The sequence below is a fragment of the Streptomyces sp. NPDC005728 genome (assembly GCF_040630895.1).
In the GTDB taxonomy this organism is placed as follows: Bacteria; Actinomycetota; Actinomycetes; order Streptomycetales; family Streptomycetaceae; genus Streptomyces.
The window spans coordinates 138050-161054 of record NZ_JBEXYL010000004.1 but is presented as its reverse complement, the minus strand read 5'-3'; the positions used below and the strand labels follow the sequence as shown (position 1 = coordinate 161054).

The following is a 23005-nucleotide window of genomic DNA, read 5'->3' as shown; positions in this document are numbered from 1 at the left end:
ACGGCCCGCAGTACGCTGGCCGTACCGAGAGCATCCCGCGCAGCGCGACCGGGCGGTGCCGTTCCCGGCGAGTGACGAGACGGGCAGCCGGAACAGCCGCCCGGAACGGAATCGCACGATGGACGTCAGGGGCACAGCGGGCGACGACACCTCACCGGACGCGGCACACACCTACCGGATGCCTCTGCCCCGGCTGTCCCTCACCGCGGACGTCAGTCACGGTCCGCTGGACGGTGCCTGGTGGCCCCGCTGCGGCGCCCTGGAACTGGAGCTGCCAGCCCTGGTCGGTTCGCTCGATCCGGGCTCCGGCACCGTCACCCGCGTCACCGTGGACGCCGCCGACTGGCCCGACGCCCCGCTCACCGTCATGGCTCCCGGCCATGTCATCGAAGTGGCGCCGACGGCCCCCGATGCCCACACGCACGTGATCACGCTGGACTGCGGCACCGTGGGGCGCTGGGACCTGCTGGTCATCCCGCCCGACGAGCCCGCCGGAGCAGCCGGACAGCTCCTGATCGCCGCCGCCGACCCCCACAATCCGCTGTCCGCCGCGCACATGCTGGCGCTCGCGGAGAACGACCTTGCCGAGGAAGCGGTCTGGGAGTCGGAAGGAGGGCCCACCGCCCGCTGAGCGCACGAGGCCCGTTTCACCGGTATCGGATGCTCACTCCGCGCCGGCGCCCGGCCCCTCGGCCGCGCGGCGCAGTACCTCGTTGGCTCGCAGGGCGTCCTGCAGCCGGTCCTCGAGGCTGATGATGCGGCAGGCCGCATCGACCGGCGTCCCCTGGTCGACCAGCTCACGGGCCCGTGCCGCGAGCCGCAGCTGATGACGCGAGTAACGGCGGTGACCGCCCTCCGACCGCTTCGGGGTGATGAGCCGTGCCTCACCGAGCGCCCGGAGGAAACCGGGCGTCGCGCCGATCAGCTCGGCGGCGCGGCCCATGGTGTACGCCGGGAAGTGGTCGTCGTCGAGCCGGTCGGCCGCTTCCGGCCGGTCTTCCTCGGGCATGTGCTCCTTCCCGCGGACCGCCCAGGAGACGGCTCGCCACAGGGAGGTCTTCCCTTGGCGAAAACTCTAGTCGGCCCGCGCGGGAACTCTGCCGCGGCGCTGGGAGATGTCCGACCGGGGGCGCTGGGGACCTGACTCCCGTGACTCAACTCGGGTGAAACATCCGGGGCATCCGGGCCGCCGCGCCGAGGGCCTTCCGCGGGGGCGGCATAGTGACGGGGTCTTCGTACCGGACGCCCCAGGAGGAACCGCATGCTCGGCACCGACTTCCGCGCGGGGTCGCCCGTCTGGATCGACCTCGGCAGCCCCGACACGGACGCGGCCGCCGCCTTCTACGGCGCCGTCTTCGGCTGGCAGCACCTGTCGCTCGGGCCCGAAGCGGGCGGGTACGGGCTCTTCCAGAAGGACGGCAGGACCGTCGCCGCCCTCGGACGGCTGACCGAGGAGGGGGCCGTACCGGCCTGGACGACGTACTTCCGCAGCGACGACATCCTGGCCACCGCGCGGGACGTCGTCGCCGGCGGCGGCCGGGTGCGCGTCGAGCCGATGAGCGTGGGCGAGGGCGAGGGGCGACTGGCCCAGTTCACGGACGCACAGGGCGCGGAGTTCGCCGTCCTGGAGTCCGGGGCGGGCCTGGAGAAGGCGTCCGAGGACGACACGCTGGTGTGGGTGGAACTGCACACCGCCGACCCGGAGGCCGCGATCCGCTTCTACCAGAGGCTGTTCGGCTGGCGCTCCCAGGACATGCAGGCACCCGGCATGACGTACCGGGTCCTCAGCATCGGGGCGGGCGACCAGGAGGAGGGCTCCTTCGGCGGCGTGGCGCCGCTCCAGTCGGACCAGGAGACGGCGCGCTGGGTCCCGTACTTCGCCGTGGCCGACGCGGATGCCGTCGTCACGTCCGTGCGGGACAACGGCGGCACGGTCCTCATGCCGGCCGCGGACGTCCCGGACGTCGGCCGCATCGCCTGGCTGACGGACCCCGGCCAGGCGGTGTTCGCGATCCTCAGGCCGAACCCCCGCCAGGGCTGAGCACGGCGTCCGCGCTCTCGCACGGTCTCCAGTCCCGGTAGGGATGCCCCAGCCGCCGGTCGCGGCGGATCAGGGCGTACGTGCTCGACGCGACGAGCGCGAAGGCGGTCGCCAAGGGGGCGAGGAAGTACAGCATCAGTGGCCGCCCAGGGCTTCCATGGCATACGTCCTTGTGCGTCAGACGACGAAGACGGAAGCGCCCTCCGGTTCCGGTGCCGGACACCTGCCGGTGTCCGGCACCGGAACCATCCGTAGTGCTCCCCGTCGCTGATGGTGCACGAGAGGCGCACGCCCGCGCATTGCCGGTCTCCGGCAACGTTCATTAAGGTCTCGATGCCGGAGACGCGCCAAGGAAGCGTCACCGGCGCGTCAAGATCACGGGGGAACGGGGACGACGTGCCGGAGCAGGCGATACCCGAGCACTATCTGGACGGCTATGCCGACGCTTTGGCCGAGGTCGCGGCCACCGGCCGCCGGCTGACCCGGGAGGAGCTGGCCGTCCGCCGCTCCCTGGGCGAGCAGGCAGCCGACGCCGGGCACGGGCTGCGGGCCCTGGTCGCCGCCCACCTGGCCGCCGCCCGCGCCGCCTGGCCCGGCACGCCCGGTTCCGCCGACAGCACACTGGCCGCCGTACAGCAGGCGGTCGACGCCTTCGCCGAGGGCTACGAGCGCGCCCAGCGGCTCGCGGTGCGCCGGGAGGAGGCCGCGCGCCGGGAGTTCATCGACGACCTGCTCTACGGCCGCAGCGACCTGGGCCGGCTCGCCCAGCGCGCCGAACGCTTCGGCCTCAGACTCTCCCGGGCGCACGCGGTCGCCGTCGCCGAGGGCCCGGCCGCCTTCGCCGAGGGCGACCCGGTGACCCGGCAGGTGGAACGGGCGGTCCTCGCCCGCTTCGACACCCGCAGCATCCTGCTCACCACCAAGAACGGCCGGCTGCTGTGCATCGCGCCCGGCGACGAGGACGAGATCCTCACCCACTTCGCCCAGCAGGCGTCCGCGGCGTCCGACGGCTGCCGGGTCGCGGTCGGCCGCCCGCAGCACGGCCCCGGCGGGGTCGTGCAGTCGTACGAAGAGGCCCTGGCCACGCTGGAGATGGCCGCGCGGCTCGACCTGGACGGACCGCTGCTGCGCGCCGCCGACCTGCTCGTGTACCCGGTGCTGGCCCGGGACCGGCAGGCGATGGCCGACCTGGTCTCCCACACCCTCGGCCCGCTCACCGCGGCCCGGGGCGGGCCGCAGCCCCTGCTGGACACGCTCACCGCGTACTTCGACTCGGGGTGCGTGGCCGCCGAGGCCGCCCGCCGGCTCGCGCTCAGCGTGCGCGCCCTGACCTACCGTCTGGAGCGCATCCACAAACTCACCGGCGCCGACCCGTCCGACCCGGCGCACCGCTACCCCCTCCAGACGGCGGTGATCGGCGCCCGCCTGCTGGACTGGCCGGCGAAGCCGCTGTGAACAGTCCTTACGGAGCGGTGACGTACCGCCCGTCATGCACCGTTCCGGGCCGGTCGCGGCCCTAGCGTGGCCGTATGCGTGTACTGGTCACCGGCGGCGCCGGTTTCATCGGGTCCCATGTCGTCGACGCGCTCCGGGCACGCGGTCACGAGCCGGTCGTGTACGACGTCCGGGACGATCCCGGCGCCGATGTGCGCAACCCGTCGGCGGTGGCCGCGGCCCTGTCCGGCGTGGACGCGGTCTGCCACCAGGCGGCCATGGTGGGCCTCGGCAACGGGGTCGCGGACGCGGCCGAGTACGTCTCCCGCAACGACCTGGGCACCGCCGTGCTGCTCGCGGCGATGGCCGAGGCGGGCGTACGGCGGCTGGTGCTGGCGGGGTCGATGGTGGTGTACGGAGAGGGCCGCTACGACTGCCCGACGCACGGCGCCGTACGCCCCGGCCCCCGCACGGTCACGGACCTGGCGGCGGGCCGCTTCGACCCGAACTGCCCGCTGTGCGGCGCCCGGTTGTCGCCCGGCCTGGTCACCGAGGACGCCCCGGCAGACCCCCGCAACGTGTACGCCACCACCAAGCTCGCCCAGGAGCACCTGTCGGCCGCCTGGGCCCGCTGCACGGACGGCACGGCGATCTCCCTGCGCTACCACAACGTGTACGGCCCCCGGATGCCCCGCAACACCCCCTACGCCGGCGTGGCCTCCTTCTTCCGCTCGGCCCTGGAACGTGGCGAGCCCCCGCGCGTCTTCGAGGACGGCCGCCAGCGCCGCGACTTCGTCCACGTCCGGGACGTGGCCGCCGCCAACGTCACCGCGCTGGAGTCCGAACCGCGCCCCGGGGCGCTCACGGCCTACAACACCGGCAGCGGCGAGCCCCACACGGTCGGCGACCTGGCCCACGCCCTGTCCGCCGCGTGCGCGGGCCCGGCCCCCGTGACCACCGGCGAGTACCGCCTGGGCGACGTCCGCCACATCACGGCGGACTCGTCCCGCCTCCGAGCGGACCTGGGCTGGAAGCCGCGGGTCGGCTTCACGGAGGGGATGGGGGAGTTCGCGCGGGCGGACAATGTCGTCTGACACCTCACGAAGGCGGGGAAGATGACCACGCAGGCCCAGCATGTCGATCACGAACTCATCCGGGCCGCGGCCCACCTCGCGCGCACCCGGTGCCGGGGCGACAACCACACCATGGCGGCCGCGGCCCGCACCCGGGACGGCCGGATCGTCACCGCGGTGAACGCCTACCACTTCACCGGAGGCCCCTGCGCCGAGCTGGTCCTCATCGGCACGGCAGCCGCCCAGGGCGCCTACGAGCTGGACACGATCGTCGCCGTCGGCGACCGCGACCGGGGCGTCGTTCCCCCGTGCGGCCGCTGCCGTCAGGTCCTCCTCGACTACTTCCCCGCCCTCAAGGTCATCGTCGGCAAGGACGACCACACCCGCACGGTCCTCATCACCGACCTGCTCCCCGAGAGCTACGTCTGGGCCGACCACCAGCTCGACAGCGAGTGAACCGGGCAAGCGTGTCTGCGTCTGCGCGGCATCGTTGATCTTGGCGTCGTTCCGGACAAATCAGTCGAAAGGACCGCCATGTCGCTACGGCCCCTCACGCCGACCCGCGCCCAGATCGCAGCGCTGCTCACCGCCCCGCTGCTCGGCATCTGCCTCCTCGTCCCGTCGGCCTCCGCAGACACGCCGCCGCCCGGCCAGAAGCTCACCAACAGCGAAGTCCTCGACAGGATCTGCCGGCACGCGAGCGAAGACGAGGAGGGCCCGGCCCTGTCCTGCGAAAGGGACATCGCACCGATGGTCTCCCGCGTCCTCGGCCCCGGGATCAGCTGTGTGAGCCAGTCCCCGACCGCCATCTCCTGCCGCCCGGACAAGTAACCGGGTCAGGCCTTCGCCGCCGGCAGGGTCACCTCGAAGCGGCAGCCGCCCGGGATGTTGCGGACGGTCGTGCGGCCCTGGTGGGCCTCCACGATCCCGCGGACGATCGCCAGGCCGAGCCCCGCCCCCGCGGGCGGGGTCCGGGCGTCCGTGCCGCGCCAGCCGGTGTCGAAGACGCGGGGCAGGTCCTCCTCGGGAATGCCGCCGCAGCTGTCCGTCACCGACAGCACCACACCCTCCGGGGCCCGCTCGGCGGCGATCGCCACCGTGCCGTCGGCGGGGGTGCGGCGGATGGCGTTCACCAGCAGGTTGGCGAGGACCCGGCTCATCTCCTTGCCGTCGACCTCCACCGGCACCGGCTCCACCCCGTCGCCCACGAGCCGTACGCCGTGCTCGCGGGCGAGCGGGCCGACCCCCGCGAGGGCGTCGCCGACCAGGTCGTACAGGGAGATGCGAGCGGGGCTCAGGGGCAGCGTCCCGGCGTGGATGCGGGAGAGTTCGAAGAGGTCGCCGACCATGTCGTTGAGGCGCTCCACCTCGGTGCGCATCTGCTTGAGGTAGCGGTCGGGGTCGGCGGCCACCCCGTCCTCCAGCGCCTCCGACATGGCGCGCAGCCCGGCGAGCGGGGTGCGCAGGTCGTGCGAGATCCAGGCGACGAGTTCCCGGCGGGAGGTCTCCAGGGCCCGCTCGCGCTCCCGGGAGGCGGCGAGCCGGGCGCTGGTGGCGGCCAGCTCGCGGCTGAGCGCGTCCAGTTCGGCGGTGGCCGGGACGGCGGGCGCGGCGAAGGCACCGCCGTCGCCGAAGTGCCGTGCGGCGTCGGCGAGTTCGCGACTGCGGGCGACCACCCAGCGGCCCAGCAGCAGCGCGGTGACCAGGGAGACGACGGCCGCCATGGCGACCACGGTGGTGACGACCCTGAGGTCGTGGGAGGACAGGAACATCGCCTGGGCCACGGCCATGGTCCCGGCGAGCATCGCCACCACGCCGACGGCTGCCACCACGGCCAGCGAGGCGGTCAGGGAACGCCGGCGAATCAGGCGCAGCACGCCGGCTCCGGCGAGGCCGGTGGCGGCGGCGCCGAGGAACGCGTAGAGGGCGATGAGGAGGGTGTCGCGCACGTCAGTCCGCCTCTGTCTTGGTGGCGTCGGAGCTGCCGGTGACGTCGAAGCTCCCGGTGACGTCGAAGCGGTAGCCGACGCCCCACACGGTCTGGATGAGGCGGGGCCGTGCCGGGTCGTCCTCGACCTTGCCGCGCAGCCGGCGGACGTGGACGGTGACGGTCGACAGGTCGCCGAAGTCCCAGCCCCACACCTCCCGCATCAGCTCCTCCCGGCCGAACGCCCGTCCCGGACACCGCAGGAAGAACGCGAGCAGATCGAACTCGCGGACGGTGAGGGCCAGTTCGGTGCCGTTCTTGGTGGCGCGGCGGGCGGCCGGGTCGACGGTCAGACCGGCCGCGCCGAGCGGTCCGCGCGGCGCGGCGGGCCGGGCGCGGCGCAGCACCGACTCCACCCGCAGCACCAGCTCGCGCGGGCTGAACGGCTTGGTGACGTAGTCGTCGGCGCCGACCTCCAGGCCGAGGATGCGGTCGTCCTCGTCGCCGCGCGCGGTGAGCATGACGACCGGGACGGGTCCGTGCTCACGCAGCCGGCGGCACACCTCCAGACCGTCCATCCCGGGCAGCATCAGGTCCAGCACCACCAGGTCCGGCCGGTGCGCGGCGGCGCGCGCCAGGGCGGCCGGGCCGTCGGCGGCACGGTCCACGGTGTATCCGGCGCGGTCCAGGTACCCCGCGACGACCTCGGCGACGGTCGGGTCGTCGTCCACGACGAGGATCCGGCCCAGGGAACCGGGCCGCGGCTCGGCGCCCGGTGATGCGTACGGCTGCTGCATGTCATCCACCCTGTCACCATGCCGCCCCGGGGGCCCGGCCGCGGGCCCGACGTCCGCGTTTCGTAAGGAGCCGAAGCCCGGTTTGTCATGGTTCATGTTCGTAGGGTGAAGGCTGTGACCACCTCCCCTCCCGACCCTCCCCTTCCCGACGTGGATGTCGTGCTGCCCTGCCTGAACGAGGCCGAGGCGCTGCCCTGGGTCCTCGCGCGCATCCCGGCCGGCTGGCGCGCGCTCGTCGTCGACAACGGCTCCACCGACGGCTCCGCCGACGTCGCCCGCGCTCTCGGCGCGCACGTCGTACACGAGGACCGGCGCGGCTTCGGCGCCGCCTGCCACGCCGGACTGCTGGCCGCCACCGGCGACGTGGTGTGCTTCTGCGACTGCGACGCCTCCCTCGATCCCGCGCAGCTGGTCCCGTTCGTCCGCGAGGTCCGGGACGGCGGGGCCGACCTGGTGCTCGGCCGGCGCCGCCCACAGACCCGGGGCGCCTGGCCGGCCCACGCCCGCGCCGGCAACCTCGCGCTCGCCCGTCTGCTGCGCCGCCGCACCGGGCTGCGCCTGCACGACCTCGGCCCCCTGCGCGCCGCCCGCCGCGAACCCCTCCTCGCCCTCGGCCTCACCGACCGCCGTAGCGGCTACCCCCTGCAGATGGTCGTCCGCGCCGCCGACGCGGGCTGGCGCATCACCGAACACGACGTCCCGTACCTGCCCCGCACGGGCACGTCCAAGGTCACCGGCACCTGGCGCGGCACCTGGCAGGCGGTACGCGACATGTCCCACGTCCTGAACGAGCCTGCGGCCGGAGCACCGGAGAGCGCGAGGTCCCGATGACCACCCTTCTCGTCATCGCCAAAGAGCCCCGCCCCGGCCGGGTCAAGACGCGGCTCACCCCGCCCTTCACCCCCGAGCAGGCCGCCACCCTCGCCGCGGCCTCGCTCGCCGACACCCTGCGGGCGGTGGCCGAAACCCCGGCCGCGCGCCGGGTGCTCGTGCTCGACGGCCTGCCGGGCCCCTGGCTGCCGCCCGGCTTCGACGTCGTACCGCAGTGCTCGGGCGGTCTCGACGCCCGCCTCGCCGACGCCTTCGCCCGCTGCTCCGGCCCGGCCCTGCTCATCGGCATGGACACCCCGCAGGTCACCCCGGACCTGCTCACCGTGGACTTCGCGGACTGCGACGCGTACTTCGGCCCGGCCGAGGACGGCGGCTTCTGGGCGCTGGGCCTGGCCCGCCCCGAGCCCGCGCTGCTGCGGGGCGTGCCGATGTCCTCGCCGGTGACCGGGGCCGTCCAGCGGGAGCGGCTGGTCGCCGCCGGGCTGCGGGTACGGGACCTGCCCCTCCTGCGGGACGTCGACACCGCCGCCGACGCCCATGCCGTCGCCGCCCTCGCCCCGCACGGCGCCTTCGCCGCCCGGCTGGCCGACTGCACGGCCGGCCGATGAGCCGCACCATGAGCCACGCCACGAGCCACACCGTGAGACACCCGGTGAGCGCCACGACCGCCGCCCCGCCCGCCTGGGCCGCCTCCGACCCGTACGCCGCCGCCCTGCGCACCGGCCGCGGCCCGCTGTACCTGCGCCGCGCCGACGGCTGGCTGCTGCCGCTGGAGGTGGAGCGCTGGTGCGCGGACGCGGACGACGTGGACCGGGCGGTGCTGGACCGCTGCGAGGGCGCCGTCCTGGACGTCGGCTGCGGCCCCGGCCGACTGGTGGCAGAACTCGCCGCCCAGGGCCGTACCGCCCTCGGGGTCGATGTCAGCGAGGCCGCCGTCACCCGCACCATCACCGTCGGCGGCCAGGCACTGCGCCGCTCGGTCTTCGACCCGCTGCCCGGCGAGGGCCGCTGGGGCACCGTCCTGCTCATGGACGGCAACATCGGCATCGGCGGCGACCCGCGCGCCCTGCTGCACCGGATGGCCCAACTCCTCGCCCCCGAGGGCCTGTTGATCGCCGAGACCGCCCCACTGGACCTCGACGAACGTACCCGGGTCCAGGTCGTCGACGTCGCCCACGGGCGGGCCGTCATGGGCGACCCGTTCCCGTGGGCGCGGATCGGCACCCCGGCCCTGCTCCGGCTCGCGGACCGGTCCCGGTGGCGGACGGAAGCTCAGTGGACGGCCGACGACCGCCGCTTCGTCGCCCTGCGCACCCTCCCCATCGCCGGCAGCAGCGCCGAGCTGCCGCAGAGCACGGCGGTGATCAGCAGCCGGCGGCCTGGGTAGACGTCCGCAGACCGACCGGCGGCCGCACCCGTCACGTCGGCCGTCGGCCCACTGCCAGTAGGTGGGAACTGGCCGCGAGCAACTCCGGGTAGGGCTCGGCCAGGCGTGCCGCTGTCAGCGCCGACTCGAACATGGGTGAGCCGACGAGCGACTCGCCCGTGTGCCGTTCGGTCGCGGCGAGGAGCGACCAGTCATCTGTGACCCTTGCGGCCTCCGGTACTACGCGCTGGTTCCGGTGAGCATGCCGAACACCTGGCGCCTGGCGGCGGACGAGTGGCGGGCGACGGTCGCCGTGGAACTCCTCGGCTGTGGCACCTACCTGGGAGTTCCACGCGTGACCGAGGTGGACTTCGACCCGTGGGCTTGCGTCTCGTACTGGTCCGTCCCGATGTCCGCCGCTCTCTGCGCGCCCCTGAGGGTGGCCCGGCTGATCACGGCCGGACGACACCTGACGGCCGAAGAGCCGCAGTAGAAGAGCCGCAGTAAGTAAGCGCGGACCGGTCCCGGTGGCGCGCGGCCGCTCAGTGGACAGCCGGCGACCGCCGCTTCCTCGCACCGCGTGCCCGCGCCGCCAGCAGCAGCGCCGAGGCGCCGAAGAGTACGGCGGTGATCAGCAGCCAGCGGCCCAGGTAGACGTCCGGGGACAGGCCGGTGGCCAGGCGGTAGCGCCCGTCGACCAGGTTGAAGACCAGCGGGAACCACACGAGGAGCAGCAGCCCCGACAGCGCGGCCGGCACCCGCACGTACATCACCCACTCGCGCCGCCCGGCCGCGTCGAGACCGTGTACGACCGCCCGGTCCGCCACCGCGTACAGCGGCACCAGGACCAGGTCGTGCAGCAGGGCGGCCGCCACGATCCACAGGGCCACGCCGAACCAGTCACCGGCGAGCAGCCGTACACCGGCGTACGCGGCGAGCGCGAACGAGCAGGCGAGCAGGAGGATTTGGAGCGGACTGCCCAGAGGAACGCGGCGCGGCATCAGAGGTCTCCGAAGGTCAGCTTGGCCACCCACTTGGTGTTGAGCACCCCGGGCGCGGCGGGCACGATGATGCGGGCCGGGTGGCCGTGGTCGGGGGACAGGTCCTCGCCGTTGACGTACAGGGCGAGCAGGGAGCGCGGGTCGGCCACCTGGTTGGCGCGCAGGGCGGCGCGGCGGAAGGCGCCGTGCCGTTGCAGGGACTCCACGAACACGTCCGGCGGGTCGCCGTCGTATCCGACGAGCGCCGCGAGGTCGCGCAGCCGCACCCCGCGCCACCACTGGTCGGCGGTGGACCAGCCCTCCACACAGGCGATGGGCAACGAGGAGCTGTGCAGGGGCATCTCCAGCAGCTGCGCGCGGCTGAGGCGGACGGTTCCGGTGCGTCCGGTGACGACGAGCCGCCACGCCTCCGCCCCCGTCTCCACCGCGTCGATCCCGGCGTACGCGGCCGTCTTGTTGATCTGGAAGCCGTTCGGGCCGCCGGCCGGGTCGGCCCCGCCGTGCGGTGCGAGCAGGGCGGTACGCCGGAAGGGGCCGCCCAGGCTCTGCCCGACCGTCGTCACGAACAGCAGCAGCGAGCCGCCGCCGACCAGCCACAGCGCCCCGCGCCGGGAGACGGTGGGCGGATCGGGGTCCGGCGCGACCAGGTCGTCGTCCTCCTCCCGCAGCCGCCGCCGCACCGCCCGCAGCGCGGTCGGCGTCTTCAGCGCCGCGTGCGCCACGAACGCGGAGAAGAACACCCACGCCCCGTAGAAGTGCAGCGGGTAGAAGGAGCCGGGGAAGACGTAGTCCAGCTGGACGTTGAGGACGCCGGTCGTGAACTCGAACAGGCCGCCGCCGACCAGCAGCAGCAGCGAGATCCGCTCCAGCGCGTGCGCCAGGGAGCGGACCGGCGGCAGCGTGAACAGCTTCGGCACCACCGACCACAGCTTGGCCAGCAGCACCGGGATCAGGGTGATGCCGAGGGTGACGTGGAGACCCTGCGTGAACCGGTACAGCCACACCGGGCCGGTCGGCCACGCGAACAGGTAGAAGCCGAGGATCCCTTTGTCCGGGGTGGTGTCGTTCACCGGGGACAGGTCCGGGTTGTAGGCCGCGTACGACACCAGGCCGGTCACGAACAGCACGGTGATGCCGACGAGCAGCACGAGGCCCAGCACCGAGGTGAACCAGGTGCCGCGCAGCGGGCTGCGCCAGAAACCGGGGGAGGTGGGAAGCCGGGGAAGGTCGCGCATGTCCCGACCGTAGGCCGCCGGACGCCCATGAAAGGGTGCGCGACCCATGACGAAACGCTGACGTCCGGCCCGTACGGCGGCCTGCGCAGGGCCGTGCGGCCTAACGTGCCGACGTGACCCGCTCCCTCCGCCGAGACCTGTACGCCGCCGGCGCCGCCGCCCTGCTCGTGACCGCGGCCGTGCTGGTCGGCCGCCACATCCAGTTCACCCGCCACACCCTCTTCGTGCACTGGCCGCCGGTGTTCGCCGACTGGGACCCGCACGTCGGCCCGGGCACCCCGGCCGCCGTCCTCCTCGCGGCGGCCACCGTGGCGTACGGGCCGTCCGCGGCCGCCCGCCTGCCCTGGCGCGCCCTGCTTCCCGCGGCCTGGGCGACGGCGACCGCCTGGATCCTCTCCCTCGCCCTCGTCGACGGATGGGACCGGGGCATCGCGGACCGCCTCACCCGGCGCGAGGAGTATCTGCGGGTCATCGACCGCTTCCACGACATCCCGGCCACTCTGCGCGACTTCACCCACCACATCGTCAGCGGCACCCCGGCCCCCTGGCCGGCCCATGTCGCCGGCCACCCGCCGGCATCCACGCTCACCTTCGTCCTCCTCGACCGGATCGGGCTGCGCGGCGGCGGCTGGGCCGGTATGTGGTGCATCGTCGTCGGCGCGACGGCCTGCGCGGCCGTCCTGGTCGCGGTCCGCGCGCTCGCGGACGAGACCCTGGCCCGCCGCGCGGCCCCCTTCCTGGTCCTCGCCCCGGCGGCCGTCTGGCTCGGCGCCTCCGCCGACGCCTACTTCGCCGCGGTGGCCGCCTGGGCCGTGGCACTGCTCGCCCTCGCGGTCACGCGCCGCTCCCTGCTGTGGGCGGCCGCCTCCGGCCTGCTGTTCGGCCTGACCTGCTACCTGTCGTACGGCCTCACGCTCGTCGCCCTCGTCGCGGCGGCGGTCCTGCTCCTGGGCCGGGACGGGGTGCGCGAGCGCCCGGCGCTCCTCCTGGCCCTCCTCGCCGGACTGGCCGTCGTACCCCTGGCGTTCACGCTCGCCGGCTTCAACTGGTGGACGGCGTACCACCTGTTGGTGACCCGCTACTACCAGGGCGTCGGCGGCATCCGCCCCTACGACTACTGGGTGTGGGCCAACCTGGCCTGCACGGTCCTGATCACGGGCCTGGCAACGGCAGCGGGCCTGCGCCGCACCGCCACCACCCTCGCCCACCGCGCCGACCCCGCCCGCGTCCGCCTGGCGGTCCTCGTCTGTGCCGCCCTCCTCGCCCTGCTGATCGCCGACCTGTCCGGGATGAGCAAGGCCGAGACCGAGCGCATCTGGCTCCCGTTCGCGATGTGGCTGCTCCCGGCCTGCGCGTATCTGTCCCATCCGCGGGCCTGGCTCACCGCCCAGGCGGTCCTCGCCCTGCTCCTCAACCACCTGCTGCTGACCGGCTGGTGAGGCCCACCGGACAGACCCAGACATCGGAAAGTACTTGCATTTATGGAAAGTACTGTCCATGCTGAAGATGATCAGCGGGCGGTCCGACCAGCCGCCCTTCCGGCATCGGAGGTACACGCATGGCCACCACGGGGGACCCCATCGACGCACGGCAGGCCGAGCAGGCGCTGGGCACCGCACAGGCGGCCCGGGCCGCGGCGCAGGCGGCAGGCAGCGCCCGCCCCCGCGGCTACGCCGTCGCCCAGGGCCTGACCTACGCCACCGGCTTCACCGCACTGGGCCTCTCCGCAGCACAACCGCGGTGGACCGACTGGCTCCTCGGCGTCGGCGTCCTGAGCCTGACCGCCTTCCTCGTCCTGGTCTGGCTCGGAGCGCACCACGGCGGCACGACCCCCTGGTTCAACCGGCGCAGCGCGACCGGCTGGCGGGTCTGGCTGGTCCCCCTCGCCCCCGTCGCCGTGGGCCTCGTGGCCGCCGTGCCGTACGGCGCCCCGGGCGGGGCCATCGGCTTCGGCCTCGCGACCGGCGCGGAGTACCTGCTGCGCGCGGCCCGGAGGGACACCGCATGACCACCGGAACGCCCCCGCCACCGGGGCCGCCGGCCCTCGACCGCGAGCTGCACCACCCCACCCGGCTCGCCCTCGCCGCCTACCTCTCCGCCTGCGGGGAGGCGGAGTTCGCGGTCCTGCGGGACTACTGCCAGGTGTCCGACTCGACGCTGAGCAAGACCCTCTCCGCCCTGGAGAGGACGGGCTACGTCAGCATCCGCAAGGGCTACCTCGGCAAGCGCCCGCGCACCTGGGCCGCCCTCACGCTCACCGGCCGCCGGGCGCTGGCGGGCCACCTGGCGGCACTGGAGGAGATCGCGTCGGCGGCCCGCAGAGCGGGAGCAGATGCGGAGACCGAAGGGGGCTAGACGAGTAGTTCCGATTGCGGGGTTCACGGACGCAGGGAGGGTGTCCAACATCGGGTTGTGACGACCGAGTTAGACACCCTCTTGACCGCACTGTACGTGCACGTCGATGACCATCTGAAGACCTCGCGCTGGCGCGGCCGGCCGCCCCGGCTGACCGATGCGGAACTGGTCACCCTGGCCGTGGCCCAGGCGATGCTGGGCTTCCACTGCGAGGCCCGATGGCTGCGTTTCGCCCACGCCCACCTGCACGGCCTGTTCCCCTACCTGCCCCAGCGCCCGGCCTACAACAAGCGCCTGCGGGCCGCGCTCGGCCTGGTCAAACAGGCCATCCGATCCCTGGCCACCGACTGCGACCTGTGGCTGGACAATATGTGGATCGTGGATTCCACCCCGGTCGAATGCGCCCGCTCCCGCGAGACCGTCAAACGCTCCGACCTGGCCGGTTGGGCCAACTACGGCTACTGCCGCTCCCACTCCCGTTTCTACTGGGGCCTGAAGCTGCATCTGGTGTGCACCCCGGCCGGGCTGCCCGTCACCTGGGCTCTGGCCGACCCCAAGGTCGACGAACGGCAGATTCTGGCCGCCCTGATCGACGACGAGCCGCATCTGGCGGCCGCCCGGCCGGGCCTGCTGATCCTGGCCGACAAGGGCTACATCGCCGCCGAACTCGACCGCTTCCTCGCCGCCCGCGGCATCAGCCTCCTGCGGCCCTCCTACCGCAACCGCGGCACCCCACAGCACGCAGAAGCCCTCCTCAAGACCCTGCGGCAGCTGATCGAGTCGGTCAACGACACCCTCAAAGGCCAGCTCGACCTCGAACAGCACGGAGGCCGCACCATCGAAGGTGTCGGCGTCCGGGTGGCCCAGCGGATCCTGGCGATGACCTGCGCGATCTGGCACAACCGCAACATCGGCGCACCCATCACCAGGTCACTGATCGCCTACGACCACTGAGCCACATCGGAACTACTCGTCTAGCACTCCGTCCTCTGCGCCTCTGCTCCTCCGCTGCTCTACTCCTCGTCCTCGTCGACGGACTTCACCGGCCGGGTGCGGCCGGGCTCGGGCAGCTCGGCCATCTCGGAGCGGACGAGCAGGACGTCGCCGATGAACAGGTCGTACACCAGGACCCCGATCACACCGCCGACCAGCGGCCCGACGATCGGGATCCACCAATAGCCGCTGTACACGCCGGACACGCTGCCCGGGAGGGCCAGGCTCTTCCATCCCGCCACCCAGGTGAACAGCCGCGGTCCGAAGTCACGGGCCGGGTTGATGGCGTACCCCGCGTTGGCGCCGTAGGACATGCCGATGGCGGCGACCGCGAATCCGACCATCAGCGGGCCCAGGTTGGCCTTCACCGCCTGGTTGCGCAGGTCGACGATGGCGACGACGAACATGACCAGGAAGGCGGTGCCGACGATCTGGTCGATCAGCGGCCCCCAGATGCCGCCGTGGAAGTACGCGGCCGGGAACGTGGCGAAGATGGAGAACGTGGCGTTCGTGCGCCCGTTCACCTTCGGTCCCGTCGCGGCCTGGTCGTAGGCGTGGATGGCGTCGTGGTAGACGAGGTAGACCAGCGCCGCTCCCGCGAACGCGCCGACCACCTGCGAGAACACGTACGGCAGGACCTTCGCCCAGGAGAACCCGCGGCGCACGGCCATCGCCACTGTCACCGCCGGATTCAGGTGGGCACCGCTGACGCCGCCGGCCACGTAGATGCCGAACACGACGGCGAGACCCCAGCCCCATGTGATCAGCAGCCAGTCGCCGGCCGCCAGGAAGATCGTCGTGGGGGTGGCGGCACGGCCCGAGCCGGGCAGCGCCGCGACCGCCATCGCGACCACACCGGCGCCGAAGGAGACGAGGACGAAGGTCCCGAGGAACTCCGCCAGGCATTCGCCCAACAGACCGCCCCGGCTCCGCAGCCGGGACGGCTTGACGAGCGGAGGTATTTCGACAGCCATTGAGGCCCCCTCGAAGAGAGCAATGCGGCCAACATCACCATATTGGCCCACAAATGCTCTTCACGCAGGGCGACCCGATCTCCAGGGCGCCCGGTCAGGCGTCCAGGTCGTCGGCGTAGTGCCGGAACCCGTGCCGGTCCCGGTGCATCCTCCACAGCAGGTCCGCGAGCACGGCGGGGTCCTTCCGCACATGCCCGGGCGTGATGGCCCCCGGGATCACCAGCTGCCCGACATGAATCCCCTCGTCCGCAAGCCGGTCGTGCAGCAGATGCCCGTACGCGCTCTCCGCCGCGAAGGCGATCGACGTCCCGGCCCGCTCCGGGTGCGGCACGGCGGCCGTGCCGCCGTTGACGAGCAGAATGGTCCCGCGCCCCAGCGCCCGCATGCCCGGCAGCACCTGCTGCACCGCCGCGACCGGCCCGTACACCGAGAACTCGATCGGCCCGAGCAGATCCCCGTGCCGGGTCTCCAGCACGGGCCGCATGAAGTCCCGGTGCGGCACGGGGCTGTACTGCAACACCTCGACGGTCCCCAGCGTGTCGGCCGCCGCGTCCAACGCCCGGACCAGCTCCTCCGGATGGCGCACGTCGGCGACGAACCCGCGCGCGGCGACACCCGCGTCCACCAGCTCGCTCACCAGGATCCGCAGCCGCTCCCTGTCCCGCGCGACGAGGGCGACACCGTACCCCTCCCGCCCGAACCGACGAGCAACGGCGGCCCCCAGTCCGGGCCCGGCACCGACGATGGCAAAGGTGCTCATGGGAGGGATCCTTACCGCGAAACTCCAGGACCCACACGGCACCGCCCGCGCACCCTCGACCGGGCCGGTGCCGTGGCGCCGCCTCAGCCCTCCGTACCCGCGCCGACCAACCCGGCGCTCACGCCCTGCCCCTGCCGGATCCGCTCCACCTGGGCCGCGGTGACGGCCCGTACGACGAACGCGCCGGCCACGGCGGCCCCGATGACGACGGCGTCGGAGAAGAGCAGCGGCCACACCCCGTGGTACGCCCGGGCGATGATCTCGTCGGTGGAGTCGCGGTAGACGATGCCCACGCCGCCGGCCATCCCGACCAGCCAGAGCCCCCACCACACGTTCACGCAGACGGGCAGCTTCCGCCCCGGGACGGTGGTCCGATAGGCGTCGGCGACGATGCCCCGCGGGAACCACAGGTTGGCGATGGGCACGATCCATCCGAGGTAGACCCAGATCCCGGCGTACTTCGGCACCTGCCCCGACAACGCCCGTGCGTTGTCCCGCACCCGCCACAGCCAGGAGAGGAAGAGGAGCGCGCACAGGAAGGCCACGCCGCCACCGAGGGAGGTGACGATGTGGTACGAGTTCTCCAGCCCGTTGAGCGGCCGGTGCACCCCGTTCCCCCGGTCCGGCGGCCCCGAGGCGGGCTCCCCCGCCACGGCCAGCCTGATGTCCCACACAGCCCGCACGACCCATGCGAGCCCCGCGAGCCACAGCGCCCCGGCGGCCGACTGCCCGGTCAGCGTGAGGGGCCGCAGGGCGAGAGGGCGGGAGCCGGCCGCGGGCTCGGCTATCTGTTCGTTCACCGCATCATCCTGACGCACCCCGCCCCGCACTCGCCAGGGACACGCCAGCCGGCGCCCGAGGCGGGGAAGGAGCCGGCTCGGGCGCCGGTCTCACAGGATCGGGCCGTGCCCGTCGGCCTCGCGGGCCGCGCCGAGGCCCGTGTGCTCACGGATCACGCTCTCCACGGCGTCGGGATCGTCCGGGGTGATGAACGGACGCACGCCCCGGCCGACGTCGAGGACGAGCCCGATGCTCTTTCCCGGCCGTCGCGGATCCAGGTGCGCCCAGTACAGCGGGTTCGCGGTCCCCCAGATGCGCCCCCTTCCCGTGAGGACGCTCATCGTGATGCGGCGGACCGAGCGGATCCTCGCGTAGGGGATGTGCTTCGTCCCCCAGGGGAAGTAGTAGCCGCGGATCCGAAGACCCTCGGGCGTGCATGCGATCCAGCGGTCCCGGTAGGTGCGAGGCATGGGACATCTCCTCCAGCGGCAGAGCGGCAACGGATTGGTGCCTCCAGTAGGCCGCGGCCGGCGCCTTGCGTCATGACACTGCATTTCGTGGCTTGACAGGCGGCTGGAGTCCGGCGGGCGGCTGTGCGCGCTGCATGCGAACGGCCCGGACACCGCTGGAGGTGTCCGGGCCGTCGGTGACGAGGCGGGTCAGGTTCTGACCGTCAGGTACAGCCAGCCGCCCCACGTGCTCAGGTTCGTGGTGTCCTTCGTGCTGTGCACGTACCGGGAGCGCACCCGGAACTTCTGCTTGACCGCGTCGGTGAGGATCAGCTGGCTGAAAGGCCCTTCAGCTTCTCGGGATTCACCTGCAGGCGCAGGTTCTTGATGCCGTCCTGCGCCAGGTCGTAGGTCAGGGCGGCCACCGGGGTCCCGGCGAAGGTCCACAGGACGGCCGACTCACCGTTGACGACGGCCGGCCGGAAGGCGACGCCGGCCGTCTGCGGCTTGTTCAGGACGCCGATGATCCACCGGGCCACGTGGTCGGCGCCGTGCAGCGGGCGGCGGGCCGCGGTGACCTTGCCGCCGCCGTCCGACCAGCAGGTGACGTCGGGGGCGAGGAGTTCCATGACCGCGTTCAGGTCGCCGCCCGCGCACGCCTCGATGAACTGGGCGGTGATCCGCGCCCGCCGCTCCGGGTCCGTGTCGTAGCGGGGGCGGCGGGACTGGACGTGGTCGCGGGCGCGGCGGGCGATCTGGCGGACGGTGGGTTCGGGGCGGTCCAGGATCTCGGCGATCTCCGCGTGGGCGTAGCCGAAGACCTCACGCAGGACGAACACCGCCCGCTCCACCGGGGCCAGCGTCTCCAGGACCACCAGCATCGCCGTGGACACACTGTCCGCCAGCTCCGTGTCCTCGGCGGCGTCGGGGGAGGTGAGCAGGGGCTCCGGGAGCCAGGGGCCGACGTACTGCTCGCGTTTCGCGCGGGCCGACGTCAGGCGGCTGAGGGAGAGGTTGGTGACCGTGCGGACCAGGTAGGCGCGGGGGTTGCGGACCGCCGAGCGGTCGGCCGCGTTCCAGTTGAGCCAGGCGTCCTGGAGGACGTCCTCCGCGTCCGACACACTGCCCAGCATCCGGTACGCCGTCGCGAACAGCAGACGCCGGTGCTCGAAGTAGGGGTCCAGGGCCGGGTCGCAGGGCTCCGCGTCCGGGTCGTACGGCTCCGGGTCCGGGTCGGGGGTCCGGTCGTTCTTCCTCTCCGTGCTCTCCATGGGATCAACCTGCCAGAACCCGCCCGGCCCTGCCCTCGGCAGCGGCGGCGCGGCCGTCCTCCGTCCGCCGTCCGGCCTTCGGCTGCTGCGACATGTCCACTCCCGGGGTCGGGCCACCGGTGCGCACTCGTGCCGTCGTGCGTCTGTGTGCCGGTGACGTCGATGGGACAGGACGGGCCCGGTGGACGTGACAGGCTGCCGACGTGACCTACGTCACCTTCAGGCCATCCAGAAGAAGACCGCCGTCATCCGCTTCTCCTCCAGTGTCCGGCCGAAGTAGCCGGTCGCACTGTGCACGAGGTTGGCGTTGTAGAGGAGGAGGCGGTTGTACCGGTGCGGGACGCGCACGTCCTCCTCGAAGGCGTCGGGAGCGACGAAGCGGGTGCCGAGGGCCTCGACGAGGTTGTTGTGCGGGGCCTGGACGACGTTGCCGCCGAGCCGGCCGCCGGGCAGGGACTGCCGGAAGAAGCTGGTGCCGCAGTCCTTGGGCACGTGCGGGTTGAGGTACAGCACCGCCGCGTACCGGCACAGCGCGCGGGAGTCGGTGTGCGGGCGGGGCTCACTCTCGCCCTCGCCGACCACCTGTACGCAGTTGTGGTTGAGGGTGCCGCCGCCGGGCGCCTGCTGCACCCACAGTTCCCCGGCCCCGGTCGACTTCTTCACCAACCGCTCGATACGGCCGAGTTCAGCCGGTTCCAGGCCGGGCATCGCGCGCAGTCCGGGCCAGGTCTCCGAGGTGTACGGATAGCCCTTGACCCAGTCGTCCTTGGCCAGGCAGCGCTCCCGTACGGCGTCGACGTCCGGCAGAACGTCGTCCAGCACCCAGTAGTCGCGGCCCTTGGTGGGCTTGCGGTAGGGAAGGACGGGGAGCGCGGCGGGCACCCGGGGAGGTGGCTGTGGGGGCATGCGGCGAATCTAGGCCTGCGTTTCCTCTGCCTTCTCCCGGCGAAGAGTCAACTTCTTCCGTGGAACAGTCATCTTTTGACCAACCACGGTCAAGACGCCGCCCCGTGGAACCCCGGAAACCCCGCGCGGCCGGACCGTCGCCGATTCTTTACCCGAAACCACCGACACAAATCGCGTCCGCATCCGTACTGCTGTGCGTCCGATCCGCCTCCGGGCGGGATCCATGGCCGGGCAGGAGGCACGGTGCGCTTTTCGCGGAACGCGACGGGAACTCTCTTCGTGGGCGGTGCAATGGCCCTGACCCTCGGCGCACTCGCCTACCCGAGCATGCTCGGGCTGAACACCGTCTCCAGTTCGCCGACCCGGATCATCGCCCAGACACAGTGGGGGCCGCTCACCGAGGGCGACCGGGACTTCGTGGTCAAGGTACGCGCGGCCGGCCTGTGGGAGTACCCGCTCGGTCAGATCGGGCTGCAGAAGGGGACCACGAAGGGGGTCCTCGAGGCGAGCAAGCACCTGGTCGACGGGCACGCCGCGCTGGACGCCAGCTGCCGCAAGATCGCACCCATGCTGAACGTCACCCTGCCCAACGTGGCGAGCCCGCAGCAGGAGGGCTTCGTCACTCAGTTGAAGGCGGAGAGCGGCAAGCAGTTCGACACCGACTTCGCCAACATCCTGCGGATGACCCACGGCTCGATCTTCAACACGATCGCGAAGATCCGCTCCACCACCAAGAACTCGCTGGTGCGGGCCCTGGCCGACCAGGCCAACGACACCGTGCTCGACCACATCACGGTGATGGAGAAGACGGGTCTGGTCGACTTCGACCAGACCATCTTCAACCAGACCACCCCGCCGAAGCTGCCCGACTCCGACGTGACCCCGCCGCCCCCGCCCGCGGGCCAGCCGGAGGTGGTGCTCACACCGCCGCCGAACGCCACCTCCACGCCACTGGACCTCAGCGGCCTCGGCGGCGGCGGGAGCGGGGGCGGCACCGGGAACACCAGCCCCAGCCCGAGCCCGACCGTGGGCTAAGTCCTAGGCGAGCCACACGGTGGTGTCCGGCGGGAGAACCCTTGCCTCCGGGAGCGGGGTGCTGGCGAGCAGCACCTCGCCCGGCGGCAACGGCACCGGCACCGCGGTCAGGTTGGTGACGCACCGCCAGGCCTCGGTGCGGACGAAGTCCAGCACCCCGGCCGGTGCGCCCGGCGTCCAGCTGAGCGTCTCGCCCTCCAGCAGCTTGCGGCGCAGCCTGAGGGCGGTGCGGTACAGCTCCAGGGTGGAGCCCTCGGTACCGGCCTGGGCCTCGACGGCGTACGCCGCGAAGGACGCCGGCTGCGGCAGCCAGGACGCCCCGGGCCCGAAGCCGTACGACGCTCCGGTCGTCGTCCACGGCAGCGGCACCCGGCACCCGTCACGGCCCTTGCGGACCTGGCCGGTCTGCTCCCAGATCGGGTCCTGCAACACCTCGGCGGGCAGGTCGGCGACCTCGGGCAGACCGAGTTCCTCGCCCTGGTAGACGTACGACGATCCGGGCAGCGCCAGCATCAGCAGGGTCGCGGCCCGGGCTCGGCGCAGGCCGGCCGCCCGGTCGATCGCCGGGGTCCGGCCGCCGGACAGCAGCCAGGCGTTGTCGTCGGTGCCGGGCGGGAGCACGAGGCGCGAGGCGTGGCGGACGACGTCGTGGTTGGAGAGCACCCAGGTGGCCGAGGCACCGGCGGCCCGGGCCGTGCCGAGCGAGCCCGTGATGACCTGCCGGAGTTCGCCCGCGGCCCAACCCGCCTGCAGATACTCGAAGTTGAAGGCCTGACCGAGTTCGTCCGGGCGGGCGTACAGGGCGCGGCGGGCGTCCGGGACCCAGGCCTCGGCGACCGCGGTGCGGGGCGGGGTGTAGGCGTCGAAGATCTTGCGCCAGTCGCGGTAGATCTCGTGGACCTCGTCGCGGTCCCAGTAGGGGTGCGTGCCGGGCTCCAGCCGCTGCAGGGCCTCCTCTCCCGTCGCGCCCAGGTCGCCGACGTCCCGCAGCGGATCGGTCAGGTCCTTGGCCAGGGCGTGGGCGACGTCGATGCGGAAGCCGTCGACGCCCCGGTCGGACCAGAAGCGCAGGGTGGTGCGGAAGTCGGCGCGGACCTCCTCGTTGTCCCAGTTCAGGTCGGGCTGTTCGGGGGCGAAGAGGTGCAGGTACCAGTCGCCGTCGGGGACGCGGCGCCAGGCGCTGCCGCCGAAGACCGACGGCCAGTCGGTGGGCGGGAGTTCGCCGTGGCCGCCGCGGCCGGGGCGGAAGACGTACCGCTCGCGGGCGGCGGACCCCGGACCGGCCCGCAGGGCCTCCTGGAACCAGGGGTGCTGGTGCGAGGTGTGGTTGGGGACGATGTCGACGACGACCTTCAGACCGAGCCGGTGGGCCTCGGCGACCATCGTGTCGAAGTCGTCCAGGGTGCCCAGGCGCGGGTCGACGTCCCGGTGGTCGGCGACGTCGTAGCCGCCGTCGGCGAGTTCGGAGGGGTAGAAGGGGCTGAGCCACAGGGCGTCCACACCGAGCGTGGCGAGGTGGTTCAGGCGCTCGGTGACCCCCCTCAGGTCGCCCAGACCGTCTCCGTCGGCGTCGGCGAAGCTGCGGGGATACACCTGGTAGATGACGGCCTGGCGCCACCAGTCGGGGTTCCTGGAGGAGAGGTCTGCCATACGGACTCCGTTCGGACACGACGACGCCGACGTACAGACTCTGTCCACCTTGCCCGGAAAGGGAACCTCCCTCGCCCGGCGCACGGCCGTACGGTGGGCGCACGAGGGCTGAAGCCGGCCTGATCCG

27 protein-coding genes and 1 pseudogene are annotated in these 23005 nt (G+C 72.9%); 15 read left to right on the top strand and 13 right to left on the bottom strand.

The window, feature by feature from the left end; all coding sequences use genetic code 11:
• Positions 1–118: 118 nt before the first annotated feature.
• Complete coding sequence (locus ABZ471_RS05205; RefSeq protein WP_359062578.1) at positions 119–631, top strand: DUF5994 family protein; 513 nt, start codon at positions 119–121, stop codon at positions 629–631.
• 33 nt (positions 632–664) lie between these two features.
• Here the strand turns inward: ABZ471_RS05205 and ABZ471_RS05200 are convergent, their stop codons facing one another.
• Complete coding sequence (locus ABZ471_RS05200) at positions 665–1009, bottom strand: MerR family transcriptional regulator (RefSeq protein WP_359062576.1); 345 nt, start codon at positions 1007–1009, stop codon at positions 665–667.
• A 252-nt stretch (positions 1010–1261) separates the two neighbouring features.
• Between ABZ471_RS05200 and ABZ471_RS05195 the strand changes: the two genes are divergently transcribed.
• From ABZ471_RS05195 to ABZ471_RS05175, 5 genes are all read left to right on the top strand, one after another.
• Positions 1262–2041 (top strand): VOC family protein, encoded by a 780-nt coding sequence (locus ABZ471_RS05195; protein WP_359062574.1) that lies wholly within the window; start codon positions 1262–1264, stop codon positions 2039–2041.
• A gap of 396 nt (positions 2042–2437) precedes the next feature.
• Complete coding sequence (locus tag ABZ471_RS05190; RefSeq protein ID WP_359062572.1) at positions 2438–3496, top strand: helix-turn-helix domain-containing protein; 1059 nt, start codon at positions 2438–2440, stop codon at positions 3494–3496.
• A 74-nt stretch (positions 3497–3570) separates the two neighbouring features.
• The gene (locus ABZ471_RS05185; RefSeq protein ID WP_359062570.1) at positions 3571–4569 is read left to right on the top strand and encodes an NAD-dependent epimerase/dehydratase family protein; all 999 of its coding nucleotides are present in this window, start codon (positions 3571–3573) and stop codon (positions 4567–4569) included.
• Positions 4570–4590: 21 nt separating this feature from the next.
• Complete coding sequence (locus ABZ471_RS05180; RefSeq protein ID WP_359062568.1) at positions 4591–5004, top strand: cytidine deaminase; 414 nt, start codon at positions 4591–4593, stop codon at positions 5002–5004.
• Between the two features lie 78 nt (positions 5005–5082).
• Positions 5083–5379: a hypothetical protein gene (locus tag ABZ471_RS05175; RefSeq protein WP_359062566.1), complete on the top strand. Its 297-nt coding sequence runs from the start codon at positions 5083–5085 to the stop codon at positions 5377–5379.
• 5 nt (positions 5380–5384) lie between these two features.
• On the opposite strand, the gene ABZ471_RS05170 is transcribed toward ABZ471_RS05175, so the two are convergent.
• Both ABZ471_RS05170 and ABZ471_RS05165 read right to left on the bottom strand, forming a co-directional pair.
• Positions 5385–6497 (bottom strand): HAMP domain-containing sensor histidine kinase, encoded by a 1113-nt coding sequence (locus tag ABZ471_RS05170; protein WP_359062564.1) that lies wholly within the window; start codon positions 6495–6497, stop codon positions 5385–5387.
• Position 6498: 1 nt separating this feature from the next.
• The gene (locus ABZ471_RS05165; protein ID WP_359062562.1) at positions 6499–7272 is read right to left on the bottom strand and encodes a response regulator transcription factor; all 774 of its coding nucleotides are present in this window, start codon (positions 7270–7272) and stop codon (positions 6499–6501) included.
• 105 nt (positions 7273–7377) lie between these two features.
• Between ABZ471_RS05165 and ABZ471_RS05160 the strand changes: the two genes are divergently transcribed.
• The 3 genes from ABZ471_RS05160 to ABZ471_RS05150 are packed head-to-tail and all read left to right on the top strand — an operon-like array spanning position 7378 to position 9490.
• Positions 7378–8103, top strand: coding sequence for a glycosyltransferase family 2 protein (locus ABZ471_RS05160; RefSeq protein ID WP_359062560.1), 726 nt, complete (start codon positions 7378–7380; stop codon positions 8101–8103).
• Complete coding sequence (locus tag ABZ471_RS05155; protein WP_359062558.1) at positions 8100–8711, top strand: DUF2064 domain-containing protein; 612 nt, start codon at positions 8100–8102, stop codon at positions 8709–8711. Before ABZ471_RS05160 ends, ABZ471_RS05155 begins: the two co-directional genes overlap by 4 nt.
• A gap of 8 nt (positions 8712–8719) precedes the next feature.
• Positions 8720–9490, top strand: a complete 771-nt coding sequence (locus ABZ471_RS05150) for a methyltransferase domain-containing protein (RefSeq protein ID WP_359062556.1) — start codon at positions 8720–8722, stop codon at positions 9488–9490.
• Positions 9491–9521: 31 nt separating this feature from the next.
• Here ABZ471_RS05150 and ABZ471_RS05145 read toward each other — a convergent pair.
• Positions 9522–9680: pseudogene (locus ABZ471_RS05145) on the bottom strand (SAM-dependent methyltransferase); the annotation flags it as partial.
• 45 nt (positions 9681–9725) lie between these two features.
• Between ABZ471_RS05145 and ABZ471_RS05140 the strand changes: the two are divergent.
• Positions 9726–9962, top strand: coding sequence for a hypothetical protein (locus ABZ471_RS05140; protein ID WP_359062712.1), 237 nt, complete (start codon positions 9726–9728; stop codon positions 9960–9962).
• Positions 9963–10011: 49 nt separating this feature from the next.
• On the opposite strand, the gene ABZ471_RS05135 is transcribed toward ABZ471_RS05140, so the two are convergent.
• On the bottom strand, positions 10012–10470 hold the full coding sequence (locus ABZ471_RS05135) for a hypothetical protein (protein WP_359062554.1): 459 nt from the start codon (positions 10468–10470) through the stop codon (positions 10012–10014).
• The gene (locus tag ABZ471_RS05130; RefSeq protein ID WP_359062552.1) at positions 10470–11705 is read right to left on the bottom strand and encodes a molybdopterin-dependent oxidoreductase; all 1236 of its coding nucleotides are present in this window, start codon (positions 11703–11705) and stop codon (positions 10470–10472) included. The genes ABZ471_RS05135 and ABZ471_RS05130 overlap by 1 nt, the downstream gene beginning before the upstream one ends.
• 113 nt (positions 11706–11818) lie before the next feature.
• Here ABZ471_RS05130 and ABZ471_RS05125 point away from each other — a divergent pair, with 113 nt between their 5' ends.
• The 4 genes from ABZ471_RS05125 to ABZ471_RS05110 all read left to right on the top strand — a co-directional run bounded on the left by ABZ471_RS05125 (position 11819) and on the right by ABZ471_RS05110 (position 15014).
• Complete coding sequence (locus ABZ471_RS05125; RefSeq protein WP_359062550.1) at positions 11819–13144, top strand: hypothetical protein; 1326 nt, start codon at positions 11819–11821, stop codon at positions 13142–13144.
• A gap of 119 nt (positions 13145–13263) precedes the next feature.
• Entirely contained in the window at positions 13264–13713 is a 450-nt protein-coding gene (locus tag ABZ471_RS05120) for a hypothetical protein (RefSeq protein ID WP_359062548.1), read from the top strand.
• Positions 13710–14060, top strand: a complete 351-nt coding sequence (locus ABZ471_RS05115; protein ID WP_359062546.1) for a transcriptional regulator — start codon at positions 13710–13712, stop codon at positions 14058–14060. The genes ABZ471_RS05120 and ABZ471_RS05115 overlap by 4 nt, the downstream gene beginning before the upstream one ends.
• A gap of 57 nt (positions 14061–14117) precedes the next feature.
• A complete protein-coding gene (locus tag ABZ471_RS05110) occupies positions 14118–15014 on the top strand; it encodes an IS982 family transposase (protein ID WP_359062544.1) in 897 nt (298 codons plus the stop codon).
• Between the two features lie 59 nt (positions 15015–15073).
• Here ABZ471_RS05110 and ABZ471_RS05105 read toward each other — a convergent pair whose 3' ends face one another.
• The 6 genes from ABZ471_RS05105 to ABZ471_RS05080 all read right to left on the bottom strand — a co-directional run bounded on the left by ABZ471_RS05105 (position 15074) and on the right by ABZ471_RS05080 (position 20193).
• Entirely contained in the window at positions 15074–16027 is a 954-nt protein-coding gene (locus tag ABZ471_RS05105; protein ID WP_359062542.1) for an MIP/aquaporin family protein, read from the bottom strand.
• Between the two features lie 94 nt (positions 16028–16121).
• Positions 16122–16787: an SDR family NAD(P)-dependent oxidoreductase gene (locus ABZ471_RS05100; RefSeq protein ID WP_359062540.1), complete on the bottom strand. Its 666-nt coding sequence runs from the start codon at positions 16785–16787 to the stop codon at positions 16122–16124.
• A gap of 83 nt (positions 16788–16870) precedes the next feature.
• Positions 16871–17539 carry a DUF4328 domain-containing protein gene (locus ABZ471_RS05095; protein ID WP_359062702.1) on the bottom strand — a complete coding sequence of 223 codons (669 nt, stop codon included), beginning with the start codon at positions 17537–17539 and terminating at the stop codon, positions 16871–16873.
• Positions 17540–17677: 138 nt separating this feature from the next.
• On the bottom strand, positions 17678–18037 hold the full coding sequence (locus ABZ471_RS05090) for a hypothetical protein (protein WP_359062538.1): 360 nt from the start codon (positions 18035–18037) through the stop codon (positions 17678–17680).
• A 308-nt stretch (positions 18038–18345) separates the two neighbouring features.
• Positions 18346–19287 carry an RNA polymerase sigma-70 factor gene (locus ABZ471_RS05085; RefSeq protein WP_359062536.1) on the bottom strand — a complete coding sequence of 314 codons (942 nt, stop codon included), beginning with the start codon at positions 19285–19287 and terminating at the stop codon, positions 18346–18348.
• A gap of 219 nt (positions 19288–19506) precedes the next feature.
• Complete coding sequence (locus ABZ471_RS05080; protein WP_359062535.1) at positions 19507–20193, bottom strand: DUF6445 family protein; 687 nt, start codon at positions 20191–20193, stop codon at positions 19507–19509.
• Positions 20194–20472: 279 nt separating this feature from the next.
• Between ABZ471_RS05080 and ABZ471_RS05075 the strand changes: the two genes are divergently transcribed.
• Positions 20473–21228 carry a DUF4142 domain-containing protein gene (locus tag ABZ471_RS05075; RefSeq protein ID WP_359062699.1) on the top strand — a complete coding sequence of 252 codons (756 nt, stop codon included), beginning with the start codon at positions 20473–20475 and terminating at the stop codon, positions 21226–21228.
• Positions 21229–21231: 3 nt separating this feature from the next.
• On the opposite strand, the gene ABZ471_RS05070 is transcribed toward ABZ471_RS05075, so the two are convergent.
• Positions 21232–22878: a glycoside hydrolase family 13 protein gene (locus ABZ471_RS05070; RefSeq protein WP_359062533.1), complete on the bottom strand. Its 1647-nt coding sequence runs from the start codon at positions 22876–22878 to the stop codon at positions 21232–21234.
• Between the last annotated feature and the right edge of the window lie 127 nt (positions 22879–23005).